Below are 23,496 nucleotides of genomic sequence, written 5' to 3' on the forward strand. Positions count from 1 at the left end.
AACCGGCGGATCTACGGCCGGCAGTTGTCTAAGGCCGCCAGATGAGGACGAGCGCGCAGTCGTCGTTGTGGCCCGACGACATGGCGTGCACGAGCTGGCGGGCGCGGTCGCGGTAGTGCTCGGGGAAAAGCCGCTCCGCCTCCCCCAGCAGCCGGTCGAGGCCGGCGTCGATGTCGCGGCCCGGCTGCTCGATGAGCCCGTCGGTGAACAGCATGAGCGCGTCGCCCTTGCGGAGCACTCCGCTGTCGGCCTCGCAGTGGAGGTCGGGGACCACCCCGAGCACGACGCCCTTCGCCGTGGAGACCCGCCAGGTGCCCGAGCCCGCGTCGAACTTGACGACCGGCGGGTGGCCGGCGGAGGTGATCTTGTATTCGCCGGTGGACAGGTCGAGGACCAGGTGCACGGCGGTGACGAACCCCTCGTCCCCGAGCTGCCGGTGGAGGTAGGAGTTGCAGGCGGCGAGGAAGTCTCCGACCGACCCGAGCAGGCCGCCGAAGGTGCCCGACAGCATGAGCGCCCGGGTCCCCGCGTCCACGCCCTTGCCCGAGACGTCGACCAGCGCCACCTCGACCTGGTCGCCCTCGCGCATGGACACCACGAAGTCGCCGCCGAAGGACGAGCCGCCCGCCTGCTTGAGCACCACCTTGGCGCCCCAGTCCTTCGGCAGCGGCGGCAACTCGCTCTGCCGCTTGAGCCGGTCGCGCAGCTCCAGCAGCATCGCGTCGCCCCGCAGGCCCTGGACGCCGAGCTTGCCGCGGGTGCGGGCCATGAGCCATGCCAGCACGGCGGTGAAGCCCATCGTGATCAGTAGCCCCGGGCCGACGCTGTGGATCTCCCTGATCGGTCCCATGTACGCCAGGGAGACCGCGACCGCGCAGAGGAGGACGGCCAGGCTGCGGAGCCGCAGCTGGAGCCCTCCGATGAGCGTCACGAGGATGAGGAGCGATGGCGAGAACCAGTAGGCCGACACCTCGGCGTCGAGCACGCCGATGATCAAGGTGGCGACGACCAGGCCCGTCAGCAGGTTGCTGTCCTTCGACGAGCTCTTCCTGACGAAGCGGACGAACGGCACCAGCAGTGGTACGCGCACCAGCAGGGCGCGCAGCCGCGGAGGGATCAGCGGCGCCGGACGGGAACTCATGATGAGCTCGACTGTATCCGCCCATCCCAGGTGAAGGCACCCTCTTGACCAATAGCTTGATCATCGAGCACGGATATTGGGTGGCCGCCCGTTGTGACCGGCTCCTACTGTAAGCGGGTGACTGTGCAGGTTCGTCCCATCACCGAATCCGAGTGGCCGGCCTTCGTGGCGGTCGACTACGAGGCCTTCAGCTCCTCCTATCCACCGGCCGCGGCGGACCGCTGGAGGGAACTCGCGGAGATCGACCGCTCGCTGGCCGCCTTCGACGGCGACCTCATGGTCGGCTGCGCCGCGGCCATCACCTTCACGATGACCGTGCCGGGAGGGCCGATCCCGGTCGCGGGCGTCACCGCCGTCGGAGTGCTGCCCTCGCACCGCCGCCGTGGCGTGCTCTCGTCGCTGATGACCCGGCAGCTCCACGACCTCCACGAGAATGGAGAGGCCGTCGCCGCGCTCTACGCCACCGAGGCCGGGATCTACGGCCGGTTCGGGTACGGCAGGGCCGCCGACGCCCTTTTCTTCCGGATCCCGACGCACGGCTCGGCGTTCGTCCGTGACGCCCCCGTGGACCCCGCGCTGCGCCTCCGGGTGGCCAAGCCCGCCGACTCCCTGCCCGAGCTGCGCCAGGTCTTCGAGTCCGTACGGCGGAGCCGTCCCGGCGTATACGACCGTTCGGACCTCCGCTGGCGCATCGAGGTCCTCGGCGACGAGGAGCACGACCGCGGCGGGGCCGGCCCGCTGCGCTGCATGATCGCCGAGGACGACGAGGGCCCGCGCGGCTACGCCCTCTTCCGGGTCAAGCGCGGCGCGACCGACCATGACGTGCCGGACGGCGAGGTTCAGCTGATCGAGCTGTTCGCCTCCGACCCGGCGGCGTACGCGCTCGTCTGGCGCAGCGTGCTCGACCGGGACCTGTGCTCGCGGGTCCACGCCTGGAGCCGCCCGATGGACGACCCGATCATCCACCTGCTCGCCGAGCCGCGCCACCTCAACGCGGGCTGGCTGGACGAGCTGTGGGTCCGCGTGGTCGACGTCGACCGGGCCATGACCTCCCGCGCGTACGCCGCCCCGGCCGACCTGGTGATCGAGGTCGAGGACGAGGTGTGCCCGTGGAACGCGGGCCGCTGGCGGCTGACCACGGCCAAGGGCTCCTGTGAGCGGACCGGCGACGCCGCCGACCTGACGCTGCCGGTCGGCGTGCTGGGCGCGGCCTACCTCGGGGGCCGGCCGCTCACCGCGTTCGCCGGGGCCGGGCTCGTCGGGGAGCACCGGGAGGGCGCGCTTCGCGAGCTGTCCGCCGCCATGTCCTGGGACCCCAAGCCATGGGCCGGGCTCGTGTTCTAGGGTCGGGGGCATGGCGCTGCAAAGTTTGCAGATCACGGCGATCACGGCCATGCGGGCGAGGGACGTGTCCCGGCCGACCCGTGAGGAGCGGGAGGAGGCCGACGAGCGGCCGCTCCGCGACGAGACACCCCGGCGGGAGACCCGCCGGGGCAGGGATTCGAGCAGGGACCGGACGTGAGCGGTTAGGGAAGCGGCGGGAGTTCGCCGGTCTCCTCGAACCGCGCGAGCTGCTCGATCCGGCGGGAGTGCCGCTCCGCGCCCGAGAACGGCGTCGCCAGGAACAGCTCCACGAAGCGGACGGCCACCTCCTGCGGGTGCATGCGCGCGCCCACACTGATCACGTTGGCGTCGTTGTGCTCCCGCGCGAGCTTCGCGGTGTCGTCGTTCCAGGCGAGGGCCGCCCGGATTCCGCGTACCTTGTTCGCGGCGATCTGCTCGCCGTTCCCGGACCCGCCGATCACGATGCCGAGGCTTCCCTGGTCGTCCGCGACTCCGCGCGCGGCGCGCAGCACGAACGGCGGGTAGTCGTCCTCCGCGTCGTAGCCGGACGGTCCGCAGTCCACCACCTCATGGCCGTGCTCCTTCAGCCAGGAGACCAGGTGGTTCTTCAGCTCGTAGCCGGCATGATCGGCACCGATGTAGACACGCACAGCCCAAGTTTCGCAGGTCTCTCCGCGGGACACGACCGCGGGCCTGCATTAGAGTAAGAGCCTGCCCCCCCTGCGGGTCCTTACATGCGAGGAGCGTCATGCGCGAGATCCGTTACGTCGGCGACCCGGTCCTGCGGACGCCGGCCGAGCCGGTGACGGACTTCGACAGGGAACTACGGCGTCTCGTCGACGAGATGTTCTCGGTCATGTACATGGCCGACGGCGTCGGTTTGGCCGGGCCGCAGATCGGCGTCGGCAAGAGGCTGTTCGTCTACGACATCAGCAACCGCAAGGGCCACGTGATCAACCCCGAGCTCACGATCGACGACCCCGAGGAGGTCATCGAGGAGGAGGGGTGCCTGTCGGTGCCCGGCAAGGAGACCGGCAAGCCTCTCTACGCCCCCACGGCCCGGGCCGCCGGTGTGACGATCCGGGGCCTCGACCGGCTCGGGCGTCCCGTCACCGTGAAGGCGAGGGGCATGCTGGCCCGCTGCTTCCAGCACGAGTACGACCACCTGGGCGGCACGCTCTACGTCGACAGGCTGGCCAAGGACGAGCGCAGGAAGATCCTCCTGCAGGCTCCGTAGCCGTCACAGCTGGATGGCCTTGAGCTCCAGGAACTCCTCGAAGCCCGGCTCGCCGAGCTCACGGCCGATTCCCGAGTGCTTGTAGCCGCCGAAGGGCGCGAGCGGGTTGAACCGGCCGCCGTTGACGGCCACCTGCCCGGTGCGGAGCCTCCGCGCCACCGCGAGCGCCCGCTCCTCGGTCCCCGCCCACACCGCGCCCGCCAGGCCGTACGGCGTGCCGTTCGCGATCTCGACGGCCTCGTCCACCGTGCCGAACGGCACGACCGACAGGACCGGGCCGAAGATCTCCTCCTGCTCGATGGACATGCCGGGCGCGACGCCCGCGAAGACGGTGGGCTCGACGTAGTAGCCCCGGTCGAACGGGCGGTCGGTCCCCCCGGCCACCAGGCGTGCGCCCTCCTCCTGGCCCCGGTTGATGTAGCGGATCACCCGGTCGCGCTGGGCGGCCGACACCAGCGGCCCGAGGCGGGCGCCCTCGGCGAAGGGGTCGCCGGGGACGTACTCGCGGGCGAAGCCGACAGCGAGCCGCACGGCCTCGTCGTACTGGTCCCAGTGGACGAGCATGCGGCTCCAGGCGGAGCACGTCTGGCCCGAGTTGACGAAGGCGTTGGCGACGCCCGCCCTGACGGCGGTCTCGAGGTCGGCGTCGGGCAGGATCACGTTGGCGGACTTCCCGCCCAGCTCCAGAGCGACCCGCTTGACCGTCTCGGCGGCCAGGGCGGCCACCCGCCGCCCCGCCCTGGTCGAGCCGGTGAAGGACACCATGTCGACGCGCGGGTGGGCCGCGATCGCCTCGCCGATGACGGGCCCATGGCCGCTCACCATGTTGAACACCCCCGGCGGCAGGCCGACCTCGTGCAGGATGTCCGCCAGCGCGTACGCCGCGAGAGGCGCGACCTCGCTGGGCTTGAGCACCACAGTGCAGCCCGCCGCGAGCGCCGGGGCCACCTTGCAGACGACCTGGTGGAGCGGGTAGTTCCAGGGAGTGATGGCGCCGACCACGCCGACCGGCTCGCGGACGATCAGGGAGTTGCCCACCCGGCCGCGGTCGAAGTCGTACCGCTCGGCGAGCTCCGCGTAGGAGGCCAGCACCCCGGCGGGCACCAGCGTCTGCACCTTCAGCGCGAAGCCGAGAGGGGCGCCCATGTCCGTGGCGATCGTCTCCGCGATCCGATCCGCGCGCTCCTTCAGCAGGCCGGCCGCCGCGGCGAGCAGCTTGGCCCGCTCTGCGGGAGCCGTGCCGGACCAGGAGGGAAAGGCGGCGCGCGCGGCGGAGACCGCGGCCTCGACGTCGCCGGGCCAGCCGGCGGGGACCCGGTCCACGACCTCCTCGGTGGCCGGGTTCACCACGTCGACGCCCTCTCCGGACGCGGAAGGGGCCCAGGCTCCATTGAGGTAAAGGAGGCGCATGGCCCTCATCCTCGCGTGGGCGGCCGCCCGATGGCGAGGAAATCCCCGCGCTTTCCCCTCGGGACTGTGCCACTCTCTGAGCGGTCACGTCGGCCGGCATTCGCGGCGGGGGTTCCTCCCTTTCCAGGTAGGAGAAATCTTGAATGCCGTCTTGTCGGCGCGACATGGCAGTATTCAGGAAATCCCTTCGCGACGGGGCGTTAGGGATCGGGGCCGATGTGTGTATGAGGAGCAGGTGTGGCAGGGAATCTGACGCGTGACGAAGCTCGGGAGCGGGCCCGGCTTCTGGACGTCCAGTCCTACGAGGTCGAGCTCGACCTCACCGAGGGCGACGAGCGGTTCGAGAGCATCACGACGGTCCACTTCACGTCCAGCCAGCCGGGGGCGGACACCTTCATCGACCTGCACGGCGCGCACGTGCGCAAGGTCGTCCTGAACGGCGTGGACCTCGACGTCCACGCCTACGACGCCGACAAGGGCCGCTTCCCTCTTCCCGGCCTCGCCGAGCACAACGAGCTGCGCATCGACGCCGACGCGTCCTACATGCGCACGGGCGAGGGCCTGCACCGCTTCGTCGACCCGGTGGACCAGCAGGTCTACCTGCACAGCCAGTTCGAGACGGCCGACGCGCACCGGATGTACGCGTGCTTCGACCAGCCCGACCTCAAGGCGACCTTCGAGCTGACCGTCCTCGCGCCCGCGTCGTGGGAGGTCGTCTCCAACGCCGCCCCCGACTCGGTGGAGGAGCTGGAGGAGCACCACGGCCGGCACGGCACCCTTCAGGCTGCCCGGCGCTGGCACTTCCCGCCCACGCCGGTCATGTCGACGTACATCACCGCCCTGATCGCCGGGCCGTACGCCGTGGTCCGGGACGAGCACGACGGCATCCCGCTCGGCATCTTCGTGCGGCGGTCCCTGGCCGAGCACCTCGACGCGGACAACATCTTCGAGGTGACCAAGCAGGGCTTCGACTTCTTCCACCGGGTCTTCGGCCTGCGCTACCCGTTCGGGAAGTACGACCAGCTCTTCGTGCCCGAGTTCAACGCGGGCGCGATGGAGAACGCGGGCGCTGTGACCTTCCTGGAGGACTACGTCTTCCGCTCCCGCGTCACCGACGCCATGGTCGAGCGGCGCGCCGAGACGATCCTGCACGAGATGGCCCACATGTGGTTCGGTGACCTCGTCACCATGCGCTGGTGGGACGACCTGTGGCTGAACGAGTCGTTCGCCACGTACATGTCCGTGCTGTGCCAGGCCGAGGCGACCCGCTGGGGCCAGGGCGCGTGGACGACGTTCGCCAACGTCGAGAAGTCCTGGGCCTACCGGCAGGACCAGCTCCCCTCGACGCACCCGATCGCCGCGGACATCCCGGACATGCAGGCCGTGGAGGTCAACTTCGACGGCATCACGTACGCCAAGGGCGCCTCGGTCCTCAAGCAGCTCGTCGCCTACGTGGGCCTGGAGAACTTCCTCGCCGGCGTCCGCGACTACTTCAACGAGCACGCCTGGGGCAACACGACCCTGCAGGACCTGCTTTCGGCCCTTGAGCGCACCTCCGGCCGCGACCTGTCGTCCTGGTCGAAGGAGTGGCTGGAGACCTCCTGGGTCAACACCCTGCGCCCGTCGTTCACCACCGACGCCGAGGGCCGCTTCCTCACGTTCGACGTGCTTCAGGAGGCCCCGCAGGAGCACCCGACGCTGCGCTCACACCGCGTCGCGATCGGCCTCTATTCGCTCGTGGACGGCGTCCTGACCAGGACCAGGCGGGTCGAGCTCGACATCGTCGGCGCCCGCACGCCCGTCGCCGAGCTGATCGGGGAGACCCAGCCCGACCTGGTGCTGGTCAACGACGACGACCTCACCTACGCCAAGGTCCGGCTCGACGCCCGGTCGCTGGAGACGCTGGTGGGCGGCGGCATCGCCGCGTTCCAGGAGTCCCTCCCTCGCGCGCTGAGCTGGTCGGCCGCCTGGGACATGACCCGCGACGCCGAGATGGCCACCCGCGACTACGTCAAGCTCGTTACCTCCGGCATCGGCTCGGTGCGGGACATGACGGTCGTGCAGACCGTCCTGCGGCAGGCCCGCCTCGCGATCCAGCAGTACGCCGACCCGGCCTGGCGGGCCACCGGTCTCGCCGAGCTCGCCGCCGCGCTGCGCGGCCTGATCGAGACGGCCGAGCCGGGCTCCGACCCCCAGCTCGCCTACGTCAACGCCTTCACCGCCGTGGCCACCGCGCCGGAGGATCTGGCGTTCGTGCGGGGCATCCTCGACGGCAGCGGCGTTCCCGAGGGCCTGGCCGTCGACGCCGACCTCCGGTGGACCCTCACCCACGCCCTGGTCTCGGGCGGCGTCCTCGGCGCCGAGGACATCGACGCCGAGCTGACCCGGGACGCCACGGCCACGGGCGAGCGCTCGGCCGCTCTGAGCCGGGCCGCCATCCCGACCCCCGAGGCCAAGGCCGAGACCTGGGCCGCGATCGTGGGCGGGCAGCTCAGCGGGGCCCTGCTCCGCTCGACCATCCTCGGTTTCATGGACCCCCACCACGTCGAGCTGCTCGAGCCGTACGGCGACAGGTACTTCGGCGAGGCCGGTCGCATCTGGAGCGAGTGGACGTCGGACATGGCGCAGAACTTCGTCATCGGCTGCTTCCCGGCCCTGCTGATCCGCCCGGAGACCGTGGCGAAGACGCAGGACCACATCAGCGCCTCGCAGCCGCCGCACGCGCTGCGCCGGCTGCTGCTGGAGGGCGCCGACGGCATCAGCCGGGCCCTCCGCGCGCAGGCCAAGGACGCCTCCGCCGGCTGAGCCGGTCATGTGATCGCCAAGGGTCCCGGTTCCGTGCCGGGGCCCTCGGTATTCACGGGTGAAAGCGGCGCGCAAGCCCGGTGCAAGCCCCAGGGGGTGCCATGGGGTCGCACCGGGCCGTTTACAGCGTCGGCGGCTCCGGTCTACGGTCCACGCAGGAGGCCCCCCGTGATCTCATTGATCCTCGTCATCGTCGTCCCGGTCGTTCTGGCCGTGGTGGTCGTCTCGATCTACAACCGCCTGGTCCGCGGCCGTAACACCGTGGACAACGCCTGGGCGCAGATCGACGTGCAGCTCAAGCGCCGCTACGACCTGATCCCCAACCTGGTCGAGACCGTGAAGGGGTACGCCTCACACGAACGGCAGACCCTGGAAGCCGTGGTCGCGGCCCGCTCCCAGGCCATCAACGCGCAGGGACCGGCGGACCGGGCGGCGGCCGAGAACATGCTGTCGGGGGCGCTCAAGAGCCTGTTCGCGGTGGCCGAGTCCTACCCGGATCTCAAGGCGAGCCAGAACTTCGCGGAGCTCCAGGAGGAGCTGGCGGCCACGGAGAACCGGATCGCCTACTCGCGGCAGTACTACAACGACGCCGTCCTGACCTACAACAACGCGATCCAGACCGTCCCGGCGAACATCGTCGCGGGCATGACGGGCTTCTCGCCGCGTGAGTACTTCCAGGCACCGGGCGAGGAGCGCGGCCCGGTCCAGGTCCGGTTCTAGCGGACGGGTGCGGTCGCCGCCATGATCGCCTGGTTCGCCGCGGCCGGCGCCGCCGGCCTCTGGCTCCTGCTCCTGCTCGCGCTGGCCGTCGCGACCAGGAACCCCCCGGTGCCTGAAAGCGAGGTGCGTCCCGGCCCGGCGACGGACGCGCCGGCCGAGCAGTCGCCCGCCGTCGTCGACCTGATCACCGGCGGCTGGCGGCTCTGCGACGAGGCCCCCTCTGCCACCCTGCTCGACCTGGCCGCCAAGGGCGCGGTCGAGATCGAGGAGATCGGCCCCGAGCTCTCGCTCGTACGGCTCCGCCGCGACCCGGGCGACCTCACCCCTTACGAGAAGCTCGTCTACGATCACGTCCGCTCGCTCGCCGTCGACGGCGTGGTGGCCACGGGCGCCCTCGCGGAGGGCTCGCGCAACCTGAGCCGCTGGTGGAAGAGCTTCCGCAAGAAGGTGATCAGCGAGGCGAGGGCCCAGGGCCTGTCCCGGCCCCGGTGGAGCAGGGCGCACACCGTGCTCCTCACGGCGGCAGCGGCCGTGCCGGCCCTGGCGGTCGGCATCGCCGTGACGATCACCGACAGGAAGCACGACGGGGGCATCGGAGCGGCGATCGCGGCCTTCGCCCTGCTCATCGCCCTGATGAGCAAGCTCAACGGTGAGCGGGGCACCGAGCTCGGCGCCCGGACGGCGGCCCACTGGCTGGGGGTGCGCGAGCACCTGGCCGCCACCGGGCGGTTCTCCGAGGCGCCCGCGGCCTCCGTCACGATCTGGGGCCGCCACCTCGCCTACGCCGCGGCCCTCGGCCTCGCTCCCCGCGCGGTGACGAGCCTGCCGGTCAGCACGCCCGCCGACGACCGGCGCGCCTGGTCCGACTACGGCGGCATGTGGCATGTCGTGAACGTGCGCTATCCCTCCCGGCTGCTCTGGGGCCGCGCGCCGCTGCCGACGATCGGGCGCGGCCTGGCCGCCGGTTTCTTCGCCGGCTTCTGGACGTGGATCGGCCTGCTCGTCGCGTCGGCGTTCGACGTCTGGCCGGACGCGCTCGTCCAACCGGGGGCCTACGCCGTGGGCCTCGCCGTGGCGGGCCTCCCGCTCGGGTACGCGATCGCCGACCTCGGCGGCAGGGCCGCCGTCCAGGGCCAGATCGTCCGGCTCCGGCAGGTCCAGGTCGGCTCCAACGGGAACAACCGGCCGAAGTACGTCTACTGGTGCGCCATCGACGAGGGACGGTCGCGGGAGGTCAAGGCGTTCGGCATCAGCGAGGAGCTGTGGGGCCGGCTCTCCGAGGGCGACCGCGTCACGGCGCACGCGGGGCGCAGGCTCGGCTGGATCAGCGAGATCGAGATCGCCGAACGCTCGCGGCTGCGCGGTGCGGACACCTACGACGACACCGGCGAGCACCTGGTGAACGCCCCGCGGAACCTCGGCGAGGCCCTCGGCCAGGTCCTCGGCGACAGAATCAACGCGGTGGCCTCCGGCGACCCCGAGGACGGCCCGCGACCGGCCGACCTCGTGACCCCCGCCGACCTCAAGCGGGCCCTGGGCATCGATGTCGGAACTGCGGTGGCCTACAGCGGCACGCTGCCCACACCGCCGTGGCTCGACGTCCGGTCCTGCCGCTACGAGACGCCGACCGGCGTGACCGTGGACGTCCACACCGCCACGGGCGCGCGGTCCCGCTATCTCATGGTCCTCGGCCACGCCCTGACCCGCGTCCAGGGGCAGCCGGTTCAGGGCGTCGGCGGCGGCGCCATGCTCTACCCCGGCGTGGTGTCCGCCCAGACCGGCCGGGGCACCTTCGCGATCAACGTGTCCTCCCCGGCCGGGCCGCCGCCCCCGGACCCGCTCATCGACCTCGCCCGGACGGCCGCCGCCCGGCTCGGATAGCGACGCGAAGACCACCCCTCGCCCATGAGAAGGTCATCGGGTGCACTCAGCCAGAGACCTGTTGGTGGCCCTCGCCCGGAGGTACTCGTTCGGGGACGTGGGGGCCCTCGCGCCCGCCGTGCTGAAGGACGGCGGGCGGGCGGCCCACGTCGCGTCGATCTGCGAGTTCGGCCAGCGGCTGCTCACGCTCGATGCCGAGGACTTCGCGGCCGAGGTGGACCGGGAGGCCGTGCCGTCCGGTCTGCGCAGACGCGCCCGTGACTGCCACATGCCGCAGACGGCCAAGGAGCAGCCCCGTGGCGCGCTGGACTCGATGCGCCCCGCGTACGCGCTGTTCCTCGAAGTGATCCAGGTGCGCTGGCGGAGGCGGGAGCTCAGCTCGATGATCGCGGCGGTGCACATCGCCAGCGAGTATCTCCCGCTGCTCGCGTTCGAGCCGGTGCTGGGCCACGCGGGCGACCCGGCCCGGTGGCCCGAGCTTCCGGACGGGGGGCTCCGCGCGCGGGGAAGCCGGTTCGGCGTGATCGGCGACCGCGAGTGCGACCACACGAGGGCGGAGCAGTCGGCGGCCGAGCGGACCCTGCGGGTCGCGCTGGAGCCGAGCGCGGGCTGGCGCGCGTACCTCGACCGCCAGCACAGCCAGGTCGCCGGCGCCCTCGCGACCTGCGCCGCCCGGTGCCGGCACCGGTGCACGGCCATGGACTGGGTGCCGGACCTGGAGGAGCTGGCCCTCCGCTGCCGGGTGGCGCTGGCCTTCGCCGACACCCCGCTCGTACGGCTCCGCCACGCCGCCCCGGTCGGCCACGGCTTCGGCGTCCCCTCCCCCGAGGAGGTGCTGGACGCATGGGACCGCAGCCGGGCCGCCCTGGACAAGAACGGCGTGGGACACCAGGTCACGATGGACGACGGCTTCCCGCTGCCGGGCCTGCCGAGCCTCTTCTCGGCGGTCGCCTCCGCCCATGTCGAGCCGGCCACGCTGCTGGCCGACGTCTCGGCCCATCTGGTGGAGCTGCTCGGGTGACGCCCCGCTACCAGATGGGCGGGCGGCGGTCGCCCCAGAAGCCGCCGACGGACTCCTCCACCTGCGCCGACAGTGAGATGAGCGTGCCCTCGTCGCCGAAGCGGCCCGCCAGCATGACGCCGATCGGCAGGCCGCCGGGCGTCCAGTAAAGGGGCAGGTTGACCGCCGGCTGGCCGCTGACGTTGTACATCGCGGCGAACGGCGCGAAGTGCTTCATCCGCTCGAACGTCTCCTCCGGCGAGTCGACGTCCTCGAACCAGCCGACCGGCACCGGCGGCTGGGTGACGGTCGGCGTGAGGACCGCGTCGTACTCGTCGGTGACCAGCAGCGCGAGCCGGGTGGCGAGCTGGAGCGCGGACTGCGCCTGGAGGAAGCCGGGGGCGGGAACGGCGAAGCCGCGCTCGCGCAGCCACGCCGTGAGCGGCCGCAGCTTGGGCTCCATCTCCTCGTCCACCGGGTGCATGCACGCGAAGCTGAACCACAGCTTCTCGAACTGGGGCACCATGTCCTCGCCGAACGGCGGGGCGATGTCCACGACCTCGTGGCCCAGCGATTCCAGCACGGCCGACGCGCTCTCGTAGGCGGCCAGCACATCCGGGTGGATTTCCGTGCCCGACACGACCGGGGTGGCGTAGCGGGCGATCCGCAGCCGGCCGGGCTCCCTGCCCACATAGGCCGAGAACGACCCCAACGCGGGCGGCGGAGCCCAGTAGAGGTCACCGGGGTTGTTGTGCGCCATCACGTCCAGTAGCGCCACAGCATCGGCGACATTTCGGGAAATAGGGCCATTCGTCGACAGCCCCGCGAGATCGGGCACGATGGGCGCGGACGAGATTCGGCCCCTCGTCGGCTTGATGCCGTACAGCCCGCAGACGGACGCCGGGATGCGGATCGAGCCCGCGCCGTCGCTGCCCTGGGCGGCGGGCGCGAGCCCGGCCGCCACCGCCGCCGCGGCTCCCCCGCTCGACCCGCCCGCGGATCGCGCGAGGTCCCACGGCGTGCGGGCGGGCTCCCCGACATAGGTCTCGGTGTAGCACGGCAGGCCGAACTCGGGCGTGTTCGTCTTGCCCAGCATGATCGTGCCCGCGTCCCTCAGGCGCTCGACCACGCTGTCGTCCACCGGCGCGACGAAGCCCTCGTACGTCGCCGAGCCGAAGTAGACGGGCACGTCCTTGACCAGGTTGAGGTCCTTGATGGGGATCGGGACGCCCAGCAGCGGCGGCAGGTCGCCGGGGTCATCGCCGGAGTCGCCGCCGGCCAGCCGCGCCTCCTGCTCGCGCGCCTGGTCGAGGGCCCGCTCCGCGGTGAGGGTGACGAAGGCGCCGACGAGGCCGTCCAGCCGCTCGGCACGATGGAGGTAGTGCTCGGTGACTTCGACGGGGGAGAGTTCACGTGAACGGACGGCTGCCGCCTGCTCAAGGGCGGTAAGATCATGAATGTGCGCCACGCTACTGAACGGTAGGCCCCTGGAGCCAGGATATCTAGAGAGGGTACCCCGCCAGGCCGCCGTCGAATCGGCTCAAGCAGGCCACAAAAGTATGAACTATCCAACACTAGGCACCCGCCGATAGCCCAACTACCGTGAGTGATGTGGATACCGGTCTAGCGCCAGAAGACGGTCACGATACGTCACCTATCTGGGTGAGTGACCACACGTCGGAGCGGCCCCCGACGCCCCCTGACGCACCAGCGTCTACTTACGCGCCCGTCGAGCGCGCCTCCGTCCAGAGCCTCCTCCAGGACCCCAAGTATCGCCACCTGCGGCTTCGCGCACTGATCGCGGTGGTCGCGGGCGTGGTGGCGGGCATCCTGCTGGCGAGCTGGCGGCTGGGCCTGACCTTCGCGATCATCGCGGTCATCGCCGACACCGTCTACCGCGCGAGGACCGTGTCCTCGATCCCGGCCTGGCGGCGCGCGTCCGCGGCCGAGCGGCGCACGGAGGCCCAGCTCAAGAAGCTGGAACGGGGCGGATACAAGACGCTGCACGCCCGCGCGATCCCGGGCAGCGACGCCCAGATCGACCACCTCGTCGTGGGCCCCACCGGCGTGTACGCGGTGGACTCGGAGAAATGGGACAAACGGCTTCCCGTGCGGGTGCAGTCGCACCGCAAGCTCTTCCACGGGCCGTTCAACCAGAAGCCCCGGCTCGACGAGGCCCGCTGGGAGGCCGCGCAGGCCACCGATCTGATCAGCGAGGCGCTCGGCCGCGAGATCACGGTCGTCCCGTCGCTGGCGATCTACGGGCCGCCCATCCCGTGGCGGATCCTCAACATCCGCGAGGTGGACGTCTTCTCCGGCAGCCTGGTCCGCAAGTGGATCACCAAGCGGGAGAGGTCGCTCACGACCGCGGAGATCGAGGCGATCTATCGGGCCGCTGAGCGGGTCCTTCCCCCGCGCTATTCCGAGTAGTGGACCTCCGGTCTCAGCAGCCGGGCGGGAGCCGTACCATTTGAAGACTTGCAGTCTTCTGATGGGAGCCTGGTTATGCCCGCCCTCAGGTCTCGTACGGTCACTCACGGCAGGAACATGGCCGGTGCCCGGGCGCTGCTCCGGGCCACGGGCGTAGCGGGCAGCGACTTCGGCAAGCCCATCGTCGCGGTGGCCAACAGCTTCACCCAGTTCGTCCCCGGCCACGTGCACCTGCGCGAGGTGGCCGGCGTGGTCGCGGACGCGGTCCGGGAGGCCGGGGCGATCCCGCGCGAGTTCAACACGATCGCGGTCGACGACGGCATCGCGATGGGCCACGGTGGCATGCTCTACTCGCTGCCGTCCCGCGAGCTGATCGCGGACGCGGTGGAATACATGGTGAACGCACACTGCGCCGACGCGCTGGTCTGCATCTCCAACTGCGACAAGATCACGCCGGGCATGCTGCTCGCCGCCTTCCGGCTCAACATCCCCACGGTCTTCGTCTCCGGCGGCCCGATGGAGGCCGGCAAGACCCCCGGTCGCAAGCTCGACCTGATCGACCCCATGATCGCCGCCGCGGACGACAGCGTGTCCGACGCCGAGCTGCTGGAGATGGAGGAGAACGCCTGCCCGACCTGCGGGTCCTGCAGCGGCATGTTCACCGCCAACTCGATGAACTGCCTCACCGAGGCGATCGGCCTGGCCCTCCCCGGCAACGGCACCATCCTGGCCACCCACAAGGCCCGCAAGGCGCTGTTCGAGGACGCCGGCCGCACGGTCGTCGAGATCGCCAAGCGCTACTACGAGCAGGACGACGAGTCGGTCCTGCCGAAGAGCATCGCCACGCATGACGCCTTCGAGAACGCGATGGCCCTCGACGTCGCCATGGGCGGCTCGACCAACACGATCCTCCACCTGCTCGCGGCCGCCCGCGAGGCCGGCGTGGACTTCGGCCTCAAGGAGATCAACGAGGTCTCGCTGCGGGTGCCGTGCCTGTGCAAGGTCGCCCCGGCGACCGCGAAGTACCACGTCGAGGACGTGCACCGCGCCGGCGGCATCCCGGGCATCCTGGGCGAGCTCGACCGGGCCGGCCTGCTCCAGCGCGGCGTGCACAGCATCCACGCGCCCTCGTTGGGCGACCACCTGTCGAAGTGGGACCCGAAGTCGCCCGAGGTGACCGAGGAGGCGATCGAGCTCTGGCACGCCGCGCCCGGCAACGTCCGGACGATCAAGGCGTACTCGCAGGACGCCCGGTGGGACTCGCTCGACCTCGACAGGTCCGAGGGCTGCATCCGCGACTTCGAGCACGCCTACACCCGTGACGGCGGCCTGGCCGTGCTGTACGGCAACATCGCCCCCGACGGCTGCATCGTAAAGACGGCCGGCGTGGACGAGTCGATCTGGCGGTTCTCCGGCCCCGCCGTCGTGTTCGAGTCCCAGGAGGACGCGGTCGACGGCATTCTCGCCAACAAGGTGAAGGCGGGCGACGTGGTCGTGATCCGCTACGAGGGCCCGAAGGGCGGGCCGGGCATGCAGGAGATGCTCTACCCGACGAGCTTCCTCAAGGGCAAGGGCCTCGGCAAGGCGTGCGCGCTGGTCACCGACGGCCGGTTCTCGGGCGGGACGTCGGGCCTGTCCATCGGCCACGCCTCTCCCGAGGCCGCCGAGGGCGGCGTCATCGCCCTGGTCGAGGACGGCGACCTGGTGGAGATCGACATCCCGGGCCGGTCGATCGAGCTGAAGGTGCCGGACGAGGAGCTGGCCGCGCGCCGCGCGAAGGTGCTGGCCGACCGCGGCGGCTACCGCCCGCGTGACCGGCACCGCCCGGTGTCCGCCGCCCTGCAGGCCTACGCCGCGATGACGACGTCCGCCTCCACCGGCGCCTCGCGCGACCTCACCCAGCTTTCCCGCTAGGTCTTTCCCGCCAGGTTGGCCTTACTTCGTCGATCGCGCGTTCGGAAAATGTCAGTGGTAGCGGTTAGTGTCAAGGTATGGCAAACGTCACAAGGCACCCGCTACCGCTGACGACCGCTGAGCTCGCCGCCCTGGCCCTGTCCCTCGCCCATCTCGGGGCCGGTCCCCAGTCCGTCACCGCCCGCCGCGGTCTTCGGCACGCGTTCGAGCACCTCGACCTCGACGACGACGTCATCGCCACGACCCTGTCCACGCTGACCACACCGCTCCCGGCCGAGGTGGCCCGGCGGGCCAGGGCGGTGGCGAACGCGATCACCGCCCGCCTGGTGGTCCGGATCCAGTACCACGACGCCGCCGGGCGGCTCACCGTCCGCGAAGTCGAGCCGGTGACCTGCCTCGTCCATCGCGATTTCTGGTACCTGGTGGGCTGGTGCCGGATGCGGCGCGGGATCAGGGCCTTCCGGTTCGACCGGATCGTCTCGGTCGAGCCGACCGACCTCCCCGCCCGGCCGCACCTGCCGGAGCGCTACCTGCCCTTCCAGCGCCGCTCAGCGGCGGCGTAGGGAGTCTCAGCCGCAGCAGCCGCCGCCACAGCAACCGCCCCCGGACGACGGCCGAGGGGCGGGAGCCGTGCCGGCCTTCCCCGTGACCGCCACAGTGGACAGCAGCTTCACGGTGTCGTCGTGGCCCGTGGGGCAGACCGCCGGCGCGTTGGCCTCAGCCATGGGCCGGTTCAGCTCGAAGGTCGATCCGCAGGCGCGGCAGCGATAGTCATAGCGAGGCATGCCCCCTAGGGTACGGCCCGGCCGCCTCTATCCGAAGTGGATCGTGGCGTAGTCGTCGACGGGCCGGTAGCCGAGGCTCTGGTAGATGGAGTTGGACGTCGGGTTGCCGAGGTCGGTGAACAGCAGCACCTCGGCGGCCCCCTCGTCCATGGCCTTGCGGCTGGCCACGTGGGTCACGGCCGTGCCGTACCCGCGGCGGCGGAACTCCGGAGGCGTGTAGACCGGCCCGATGCGGGACATCCCCGCGATGGGGGCGGTGACCCCGGCGATGGACACGGCCAGGCCGCCGTCCTCCCACCAGACGAGCTCGTCGCGGTTGATCCGGGCCGACACGACGGGGGTGGGATCGGCCGTCCTGTCGACGTGCGCCTCGGCCTGGAAGTCGCCGAACCACCGCGCGGCCTCCGCGATGTCGGCCGCGGCGGCCGTACGGGCCTTGCCGGGGGCGGCGGACGGGGCGAGGGCGCCGAGCCGGTACAGGCGCTCGGCCCGGCGGCCCCTCTCCGGCCGCCACCACGCCGCCGCGAACGCCTCGGCGGCGGCGAGGGGCCCGCTGACTCCCGGCAGGCTCCGGTCCAGCTCGATCAGCCCGGTGGCCAGCGACGGCAGCGCGGCGTGCGGGAGATCGCCGAGGACCAGCGGGTAGGGCGGGGTATGGCTGACCGCGCCCATGACGGACCCGTCCTCCTCGAACCAGCCCATCAGCGGGTCCTCGGCGAACTGGCCGCCCCGCAACCCGCGCATCACGGTCAAGGGCACCGTGTTGCGGACCGGGTCACGGAGCAGCCACGCCTCGGCGGTCGCCGCGTACTCTTCCACATCGGCCGTGAAGGTCCAGGTCATGCGTGCATCATCGGGCCCATCATCAGGCGGCGGACTCCGTCAGATAGGGCGCCCACTGGGGGTCGCCATCGAGCTGGGCGCCGATGAGCCGCCAGTGGGCGCCTCGTGGCACCACCGGGGCGACGCGTAACGTCCACCCCAGTTCCTCCAGCAGTCTGTCCGCCTTGCGGTGGTTGCACGGCATGCATGAGGCGACGCAGTTCTCCCAGGTGTGGGGACCTCCCTTGGAACGCGGGATGACATGGTCGATGGTCTCGGCCCGCTGCCCGCAGTAGGCGCAGCGGAAGTCGTCCCGGCGCATCAGCGCGGCCCGTGTGAGCGGGATCCGGGACCGGTAAGGGATGCGGACATACCGGCGCAGCCGGATAACCGAGGGGACGTCCAGCGTGCGGGTGGCCGAGCGCAGGACCGCGCCCCGCCCGTCGCGGTGCACGACGTCCGCCTTCTCTCTCAGGACGAGGATGACCGCCCGGTGCAGAGAAAGCGTGGTGAGCGGTTCGTAGGTGGCGTTGAGCAGTAGGACTTGGCGCATCAGCCGGCCTCCACGGCTTTCTGGGAAGCCGTCGGCACAGCCGTGCGCCCTGGTTGTGGTCCCGTCTGTTGGGACCCGGGTGCTTCCGTCACAGGGACCTCCGCCGGACGGTCCAGCGGATGGTCACCACGGCACCGCCCTTCACCAAAGTGTGGCCTTTGCGGCGGCCACTCCGCCACCCCATAACGGACCTACGGAGTTGACGACTGGGACGCCTGGTGCTTTTTATGCCCAGCCCATCATTCCTTTACTCCCCGCTTGGCCAGGTGAGGACGTCCGTACGCCACCGGCCGCCACCTGCTTTAAAGTGCGAACATGACGCGACAGCCGTACCCACCCGCCCGCCGTGACGACATCGTCGACACGCTGCACGGGACCCCGGTCCCCGACCCGTACCGGTGGCTGGAGGACCCCGACGACCCGGAGACCAAGGAATGGCTGGACGCGCAGGACGCGCTGTTCCGGAGCGCCGAGCTCTCCGGCCGTGAGCGCTTCCGCGAGCGCGTCGCCGAGCTGCTGAAGTCCGGCTCGGTCGGGACGCCCGTGTGGCGGGGAGAGCGGCGGTTCTTCACCCGCCGGACCCCCGAGCAGGAGCACCCGGTCCTCTACGTCGCGGACGGGCAGGGCGAGCGGGCACTGGTCGACCCGATGGCGCTCGACTCCTCCGGGCTGACCACGCTGGACTCCTACCAGCCGGACAAGGAGGGCAACCGGCTGGCCTACCAGATCTCGGTCGGCGGAGACGAGGAGTCGAGGCTCTATGTGATCGACGTCGCGAGCGGCGAGATCGTCGACGGGCCGATCGACCGGTGCCGCTACTCCCCCGTCGCCTGGCTTCCGGGCGGCGAGGCGTTCTATTACGTGCGCAGGCTCGCCCCCTCCGCCGTCCCGGCCGGTGAGGAGCAGTTCCACCGGCGGGTCTACCTGCACGTCGTCGGGCAGAACCCCGACGACGACGCGCTGATCTTCGGCGAGGGCCTGGAGAAGACCAACTACTACAGCGTCTCGGTGTCCCGGGACGGCCGCTGGCTGTCGATCTCCGCCTCGCGCGGCACGGCGCCGCGCAACGACCTGTGGGTGGCCGACCTGTCGGCGTCACCGGCCGGGAGCCCGGCGCTGGTCACCGTCCAGGAGAACGTGGACGCCCAGACCGGCCTCCACTTCGGCCGCGACGGGCGGCTCTACGTCTTCACCGACCTCGACGCTCCGCGCGGCCGGGTCTGCGTGACCTCACCCGAGACCCCGGCGCGGGAGAGCTGGCGGGACCTGATCCCGGAGGACCCCGAGGCCGTGCTCTCGGACTTCGCGATCCTCGACGGCATGGCCGACCCCGTCCTGCTCGTCGGCTGGACCCGGCACGCGATCTCGGAGATCTCGATCCACGCCCTGGAGAGCGGCGACCGGACCGGCGCGGTCCCGGTGCCGGGCCTCGGCTCCATCGGCGGGATCGTCGAGCGTCCGGAGGGCGGCCACGAGGCCTGGTTCAGCTACACCGACAACGTCACGCCCACGGCCGTCTACCGGTACGACGCGCTGACCGGCGAGACCACCCTGTGGGAGGCTCCCCCCGGCGCGGTCGAGGTGCCCCAGGTGACCACCGAGCAGGTGGTCTATCGGTCGAAGGACGGCACCGAGGTCCACATGCTGGTGATCTCCCGCGAGGACTCCGGCCCCCGGCCGGCCATCCTGTACGGCTACGGCGGCTTCGGCATCTCGATGACTCCGGGCTTCTCGGCCTCCATCCTCGCCTGGGTCGAGGCGGGCGGCGTCTACGCCATCGCGCAGCTCCGGGGCGGCGGCGAGGAGGGCGAGGAGTGGCACCGCGCCGGCATGCTCGGCAACAAGCAGAACGTGTTCGACGACCTCCACGCGGCGGCGGAGCACCTCATCGCGACCGGCGTGACGACCTCCGAGCAGCTCGCCATCTCCGGCGGCTCCAACGGCGGCCTGCTCGTCGGTGCGGCGCTGACGCAGCGCCCCGACCTGTACGCGGCGGTGGTCTGCGCGGCGCCGCTGCTCGACATGATCCGCTACGAGAAGTTCGGCCTCGGCGCCACGTGGAACGTCGAGTACGGCTCCGCCGACGTCCCCGAGGAGTTCACCTGGCTGTGGGGCTACTCGCCCTACCACCGGGTCCGCGAGGGGGTCTCCTACCCGGCGACGCTGTTCGCGGTGTTCGCCTCGGACACCCGGGTGCATCCGCTGCACGCCTGGAAGATGGCGGCGGCCCTGCAGCACGCGCAGGCCGGCGACCGCCCGATCCTGCTGCGCAACGAGACCGAGGTCGGCCACGGCGCCCGCGCCGTCAGCAAGTCGGTCGAGCTCGCGGCCGACCAGCTCGCGTTCCTGGCCCGCCACACGGGCCTTGAGATCGGCTGAACGGGACTCAGCGGGGGAAGATTACGGTCTTGTGGCCGTCCAGCAGCACGCGGTGCTCCGCGTGCCAGCGGACGGCCCGGGCCAGCGCCTGACGCTCCAGGTCACGGCCGATCGCGGCGAGGTCCTCGGGAGAGTGCGTGTGGTTCACCCGCGCCACCTCCTGCTCGATGATCGGCCCCTCGTCCAGGTCGGCGGTCACGTAGTGCGCGGTCGCGCCGATTAGCTTGACACCCCGCGAATAGGCCTGGTGGTACGGCTTGGCACCCTTGAACGACGGCAGGAACGAGTGGTGGATGTTGATCACCCGGCCGGTCAGCTTCGCGCACAGGTCCTCCGACAGCACCTGCATGTACCGCGCGAGCACCACGAGGTCGGCCTGGTAGTGGTCGACCAAGGTGAGGATCTCGGCCTCCTGCCGGGCCTTGGTCTCCGCCGTGACCGGCAGGTGGTGGTAGTCGATGCCGTACGACTGGGTGAGCGGCCGCAGGTCGGGATGGTTGGACGCCACGCCGACGATGTCGATCCCCAGCAGCCCCGAGCGCACCCGGTAGAGCAGGTCGTTGAGGCAGTGGTCGAACTTGCTGACCAGCACGAGCGCCCGCGTCTTCACGGCCTGGTCGAAAAGCTGGAGCTCCATGCCGAAGTCGGGGGCGAGCGCCGCGAAAGCCGTACGGAGCTCGTCGAGACCGGCGCCGCCCGCGAACTGGACGCGCATGAAGAACCGCTCGGCGACCGGGTCGCCGAACTGCTGACTCTCCGTGATGTTGCAGCCGTGCCGCGCCAGCAGCCCGGAGACGGCGGCCACCACTCCAGGCCGGTCCGGGCAGGACAAGGTCAGCACATAGTCAGCGCTCATGTGCTGATCCTAGGGGCAGCCATCCCTTCCCCCACTCGTGATCATGCACGAATTCCCGCGAACCCGCTTTGAGCTGGTCGCACGAAAAGGGTGATCATGCACTCGCGCTGCCGCATCATCATCAACACTGTTTCGCCAGTTCAGCACGGTGATCCAGGAACCCGTGCATGATCACGACCTGGGTGGGCCCTTCTCGTGACGTTCGAGGGCCTGGCGGATGTCCGGGTCCTCGGGAGCGAGCTCATGGGCCCGGCGGAGGTCCCGCCGGGCCTCGTCCGCGCGGCCCAGCGCGTCGAGCGCGGTCGCCCGGTTGAAGTGGAAGGCCGCATCTCCGGTATCTCCGGTGTTCTGGGTGTTCTGGGTGTTCTGGGTGCCCCCGGTGTTCTGGGTGTCCTCGTCCAGCGCGATGGCCCGGGTGAGGTCGTCCACCGCGCCCTCCGCGTCCCCGGTCTCGTAGCGGAGGATCGCCCGGTTCGCCCAGGCGGAGGCCAGTTCGGGGTCGGCCGCCAGCGCCGCGTCGAACGCCGCCCGGGCCTCGGTGAACCGCCCCGCCGCCGTCTCCAGCTGCCCCAGCACGCCGTGCAGGTGCGCGTTGCCCGCGTCGAGGGCCAGCCCCGCCTCCACGTCACGCCGCGCCGCGTCGTGCTCGCCGAGCATCTCCAGGATCCCGGCCCGGTTGACGTACGCGTTGAGATATTCGGGGTCGAGCTCCAGCACGTGATCAAGGTCGGCCCTGGCGCGTTCCAGATCCCCGGCGGCCAGGCGCAGCTCGGCCCGGTTGTAGTACGCCTCGGGCAGCGGCGCGCTCACCCTCATCGCGGTCTCGTAGTCGGCGAGCGCGTCGTCCGGCCGGCCCAGCTCGAACAGCAGATTGCCCCGGTCCAGGTAGTAGTCGGGGAACACGGGGTCGATGGCGATGGCCCGGTCGAGATCGCGCAGGGCCTCCGTGGGACGCCCGGTTCGCGCGAGGAGCTGCGCGCGGTTGGCGAGCAGCACCATCCGGTGCACCGGATGGGCGTGCGGCGGGAGGCCGCGCTCGGCGAGGTCGAGAGCCGACTGGACCAGTTCGAGGGCCGCCGCCGGCCGCCCCTGCCGCAGCTCGATCAGCGCCCGGCCGTTCTGGTCGAACCCGAGCTTGAAGGCCCGCTCGCAGGGGTCGGGCAGCAGCGTCGAGATGGCGATCGCCTCATTGATCCATCCGGCGGCCCGGCCGAGGTCGCGCCGCCGGGGATCCGGGTCGCGGGCGTCCAGCATGGCCGTGCCGTACGCGCAGGCCGCGTGGACGGCGGGGTCCACGCTCGTGCGCCGGGCCTGCTCGTAGAGGTCGAGAGCGCGGTCCCGGCGGCCGAGCCCGCCCAGCGCGGTGGCCGTGCGCTGCGTGAAACGCCACCAGAGGTCCGATCCGGGCTCGGCGAGCCGGAGGCCGCGTTCGCCCAGCTCGGCCACCGCCTCCAGGAAGCCCTCCGTGACACAGTGATCCACCGCCGCCCACAGCGCCCGTAGGGCCGCCTCGGGATCGGTCCCGTGCTCCAGGTGGTACGGCACGGCGCCCAGCGTGAACGCGCCGGTCAACCCGGCGGCGCGGAGATCATGCAGGCGGGCGCGCTCATCCGGCGGCAGGGCGAGATAGGCCTCCCAAGCCGCCGGATCGTCGGAGGTGCCGTCGGACGCGATGTAGTCATCGGTGTGGTCGCCGGTGCGGCGGTCGCCGGAGGGCCCGTCGGGCGGCGCGGCCTCCACCAGGGACCAGCAGCCGGGTGGCGGCGGCCCAGGCGACCCCACGGCCAGCGTCAGATCGGGCACCCGGCGTGCCAGGACGCGCAGCAACTCGCGGTCGGTCGGGTCGGCCTCGTGCACGTTGTCCACGGCGAGGGCACTCGGACCCGGCAGGCAGCCGCGGATGAACTCGGCGAGCCCGTTGGCGATGCGCAGGGTTCGCCGGGGCGCCGGCACAAGGATCCGCTCGTCCTCGGGGAGGCGCGCCTCGATGGTCTCCCGCCGGGCGGGCACCAGCGGGCGCAGGTCGGGGGCGGCGGCGCGGATCTCGATGTCATGCTCCGCCACCAGGGCGGGGGAACGCTCCATCGCGACCGGCAGGAGCGCGCGAATGATGGCGCCGCCGACCGTGTAGGGACCGCGTAGCCGGCGATGCCCGTTTATCGGGGGCGTCAGGAGGGAATGAATCTCCAGAACGTGGAGCGCCGTCATGCGATCGCGGG

20 protein-coding genes are annotated in these 23,496 nt (G+C 71.3%); 11 read left to right on the forward strand and 9 right to left on the reverse strand.

Annotation, left to right across the window (positions count from 1 at the left end; translation table 11 throughout):
• Positions 1-28 precede the first annotated feature (28 nt).
• Positions 29-1,141, reverse strand: a complete 1,113-nt coding sequence (locus ABH927_RS31835; RefSeq protein ID WP_370027759.1) for a PP2C family protein-serine/threonine phosphatase — start codon at positions 1,139-1,141, stop codon at positions 29-31.
• Positions 1,142-1,258: 117 nt separating this feature from the next.
• Between ABH927_RS31835 and ABH927_RS31840 the strand changes: the two genes are divergently transcribed.
• On the forward strand, positions 1,259-2,485 hold the full coding sequence (locus tag ABH927_RS31840; protein ID WP_370027761.1) for a GNAT family N-acetyltransferase: 1,227 nt from the start codon (positions 1,259-1,261) through the stop codon (positions 2,483-2,485).
• A 10-nt stretch (positions 2,486-2,495) separates the two neighbouring features.
• On the forward strand, positions 2,496-2,663 hold the full coding sequence (locus tag ABH927_RS31845; protein WP_370027762.1) for a hypothetical protein: 168 nt from the start codon (positions 2,496-2,498) through the stop codon (positions 2,661-2,663).
• Positions 2,664-2,667: 4 nt separating this feature from the next.
• Here the strand turns inward: ABH927_RS31845 and ABH927_RS31850 are convergent, their stop codons facing one another.
• Positions 2,668-3,135, reverse strand: coding sequence for a ribose-5-phosphate isomerase (locus tag ABH927_RS31850; RefSeq protein WP_370027764.1), 468 nt, complete (start codon positions 3,133-3,135; stop codon positions 2,668-2,670).
• 98 nt (positions 3,136-3,233) lie between these two features.
• On the opposite strand from ABH927_RS31850, the gene def reads away from it, so the two are divergent.
• Positions 3,234-3,722, forward strand: a complete 489-nt coding sequence (gene def, locus ABH927_RS31855) for a peptide deformylase (RefSeq protein WP_370027766.1) — start codon at positions 3,234-3,236, stop codon at positions 3,720-3,722.
• Positions 3,723-3,725: 3 nt separating this feature from the next.
• Here the strand turns inward: def and ABH927_RS31860 are convergent, their stop codons facing one another.
• Positions 3,726-5,132, reverse strand: coding sequence for an aldehyde dehydrogenase family protein (locus ABH927_RS31860; protein ID WP_370027768.1), 1,407 nt, complete (start codon positions 5,130-5,132; stop codon positions 3,726-3,728).
• Positions 5,133-5,369: 237 nt separating this feature from the next.
• Between ABH927_RS31860 and pepN the strand changes: the two genes are divergently transcribed.
• The 4 genes from pepN to ABH927_RS31880 all read left to right on the forward strand — a co-directional run bounded on the left by pepN (position 5,370) and on the right by ABH927_RS31880 (position 11,559).
• The gene (gene pepN / locus ABH927_RS31865; RefSeq protein WP_370027770.1) at positions 5,370-7,937 is read left to right on the forward strand and encodes an aminopeptidase N; all 2,568 of its coding nucleotides are present in this window, start codon (positions 5,370-5,372) and stop codon (positions 7,935-7,937) included.
• 168 nt (positions 7,938-8,105) lie between these two features.
• Complete coding sequence (locus ABH927_RS31870) at positions 8,106-8,657, forward strand: LemA family protein (RefSeq protein WP_370027772.1); 552 nt, start codon at positions 8,106-8,108, stop codon at positions 8,655-8,657.
• Between the two features lie 21 nt (positions 8,658-8,678).
• Complete coding sequence (locus tag ABH927_RS31875) at positions 8,679-10,538, forward strand: DUF2207 family protein (protein WP_370027774.1); 1,860 nt, start codon at positions 8,679-8,681, stop codon at positions 10,536-10,538.
• A gap of 40 nt (positions 10,539-10,578) precedes the next feature.
• Positions 10,579-11,559 carry a hypothetical protein gene (locus ABH927_RS31880; RefSeq protein ID WP_370027776.1) on the forward strand — a complete coding sequence of 327 codons (981 nt, stop codon included), beginning with the start codon at positions 10,579-10,581 and terminating at the stop codon, positions 11,557-11,559.
• A gap of 7 nt (positions 11,560-11,566) precedes the next feature.
• Here the strand turns inward: ABH927_RS31880 and ABH927_RS31885 are convergent, their stop codons facing one another.
• Positions 11,567-13,006: an amidase gene (locus ABH927_RS31885; protein ID WP_370027778.1), complete on the reverse strand. Its 1,440-nt coding sequence runs from the start codon at positions 13,004-13,006 to the stop codon at positions 11,567-11,569.
• A gap of 194 nt (positions 13,007-13,200) precedes the next feature.
• Between ABH927_RS31885 and ABH927_RS31890 the strand changes: the two genes are divergently transcribed.
• The 3 genes from ABH927_RS31890 (at position 13,201) to ABH927_RS31900 (ending at position 16,445) form a co-directional block, all read left to right on the forward strand.
• Positions 13,201-13,968, forward strand: coding sequence for a nuclease-related domain-containing protein (locus tag ABH927_RS31890; protein ID WP_370027780.1), 768 nt, complete (start codon positions 13,201-13,203; stop codon positions 13,966-13,968).
• Between the two features lie 75 nt (positions 13,969-14,043).
• The gene (gene ilvD / locus ABH927_RS31895; RefSeq protein ID WP_370027782.1) at positions 14,044-15,882 is read left to right on the forward strand and encodes a dihydroxy-acid dehydratase; all 1,839 of its coding nucleotides are present in this window, start codon (positions 14,044-14,046) and stop codon (positions 15,880-15,882) included.
• Positions 15,883-15,959: 77 nt separating this feature from the next.
• A complete protein-coding gene (locus ABH927_RS31900) occupies positions 15,960-16,445 on the forward strand; it encodes a helix-turn-helix transcriptional regulator (protein ID WP_370027783.1) in 486 nt (161 codons plus the stop codon).
• Positions 16,446-16,451: 6 nt separating this feature from the next.
• Here the strand turns inward: ABH927_RS31900 and ABH927_RS31905 are convergent, their stop codons facing one another.
• From ABH927_RS31905 to ABH927_RS31915, 3 genes are read right to left on the reverse strand one after another with little or no spacing between them, the layout of a single operon-like run.
• Positions 16,452-16,667 carry a zinc ribbon domain-containing protein gene (locus ABH927_RS31905; protein WP_261586906.1) on the reverse strand — a complete coding sequence of 72 codons (216 nt, stop codon included), beginning with the start codon at positions 16,665-16,667 and terminating at the stop codon, positions 16,452-16,454.
• Positions 16,668-16,694: 27 nt separating this feature from the next.
• Entirely contained in the window at positions 16,695-17,510 is an 816-nt protein-coding gene (locus ABH927_RS31910; RefSeq protein WP_370027785.1) for a GNAT family N-acetyltransferase, read from the reverse strand.
• Between the two features lie 22 nt (positions 17,511-17,532).
• The gene (locus ABH927_RS31915) at positions 17,533-18,042 is read right to left on the reverse strand and encodes an HNH endonuclease (RefSeq protein ID WP_261586908.1); all 510 of its coding nucleotides are present in this window, start codon (positions 18,040-18,042) and stop codon (positions 17,533-17,535) included.
• A 315-nt stretch (positions 18,043-18,357) separates the two neighbouring features.
• Here ABH927_RS31915 and ABH927_RS31920 point away from each other — a divergent pair, with 315 nt between their 5' ends.
• A complete protein-coding gene (locus ABH927_RS31920; RefSeq protein WP_370027787.1) occupies positions 18,358-20,421 on the forward strand; it encodes a prolyl oligopeptidase family protein in 2,064 nt (687 codons plus the stop codon).
• A gap of 7 nt (positions 20,422-20,428) precedes the next feature.
• Here the strand turns inward: ABH927_RS31920 and purU are convergent, their stop codons facing one another.
• Together purU and ABH927_RS31930 are read right to left on the reverse strand one after the other, a co-directional pair.
• Positions 20,429-21,277 (reverse strand): formyltetrahydrofolate deformylase, encoded by an 849-nt coding sequence (purU, locus tag ABH927_RS31925; protein ID WP_370027789.1) that lies wholly within the window; start codon positions 21,275-21,277, stop codon positions 20,429-20,431.
• A gap of 171 nt (positions 21,278-21,448) precedes the next feature.
• Complete coding sequence (locus ABH927_RS31930; protein ID WP_370027791.1) at positions 21,449-23,485, reverse strand: tetratricopeptide repeat protein; 2,037 nt, start codon at positions 23,483-23,485, stop codon at positions 21,449-21,451.
• Positions 23,486-23,496: the final 11 nt, after the last annotated feature.

Source organism: Planotetraspora sp. GP83 (assembly GCF_041262585.1).
GTDB lineage: Bacteria > Actinomycetota > Actinomycetes > Streptosporangiales > Streptosporangiaceae > JAOEGB01.

Excerpts from the sequence above, each read along its gene's own strand:
- ABH927_RS31835 (WP_370027759.1), bottom strand. The coding sequence starts at position 1,141 with ATGAGTTCCCGTCCGGCGCCGCTGATCCCTCCGCGGCTGCGCGCCCTG.
- ABH927_RS31845 (WP_370027762.1), top strand. The coding sequence starts at position 2,496 with ATGGCGCTGCAAAGTTTGCAGATCACGGCGATCACGGCCATGCGGGCG.
- def (WP_370027766.1), top strand. The coding sequence starts at position 3,234 with ATGCGCGAGATCCGTTACGTCGGCGACCCGGTCCTGCGGACGCCGGCC.
- ABH927_RS31860 (WP_370027768.1), bottom strand. The coding sequence starts at position 5,132 with ATGCGCCTCCTTTACCTCAATGGAGCCTGGGCCCCTTCCGCGTCCGGA.
- ABH927_RS31875 (WP_370027774.1), top strand. The coding sequence starts at position 8,679 with ATGATCGCCTGGTTCGCCGCGGCCGGCGCCGCCGGCCTCTGGCTCCTG.
- ilvD (WP_370027782.1), top strand. The coding sequence starts at position 14,044 with ATGCCCGCCCTCAGGTCTCGTACGGTCACTCACGGCAGGAACATGGCC.
- ABH927_RS31900 (WP_370027783.1), top strand. The coding sequence starts at position 15,960 with ATGGCAAACGTCACAAGGCACCCGCTACCGCTGACGACCGCTGAGCTC.
- ABH927_RS31905 (WP_261586906.1), bottom strand. The coding sequence starts at position 16,667 with ATGCCTCGCTATGACTATCGCTGCCGCGCCTGCGGATCGACCTTCGAG.
- ABH927_RS31910 (WP_370027785.1), bottom strand. The coding sequence starts at position 17,510 with ATGACCTGGACCTTCACGGCCGATGTGGAAGAGTACGCGGCGACCGCC.
- ABH927_RS31915 (WP_261586908.1), bottom strand. The coding sequence starts at position 18,042 with ATGCGCCAAGTCCTACTGCTCAACGCCACCTACGAACCGCTCACCACG.
- ABH927_RS31920 (WP_370027787.1), top strand. The coding sequence starts at position 18,358 with ATGACGCGACAGCCGTACCCACCCGCCCGCCGTGACGACATCGTCGAC.
- purU (WP_370027789.1), bottom strand. The coding sequence starts at position 21,277 with ATGAGCGCTGACTATGTGCTGACCTTGTCCTGCCCGGACCGGCCTGGA.
- ABH927_RS31930 (WP_370027791.1), bottom strand. The coding sequence starts at position 23,485 with ATGACGGCGCTCCACGTTCTGGAGATTCATTCCCTCCTGACGCCCCCG.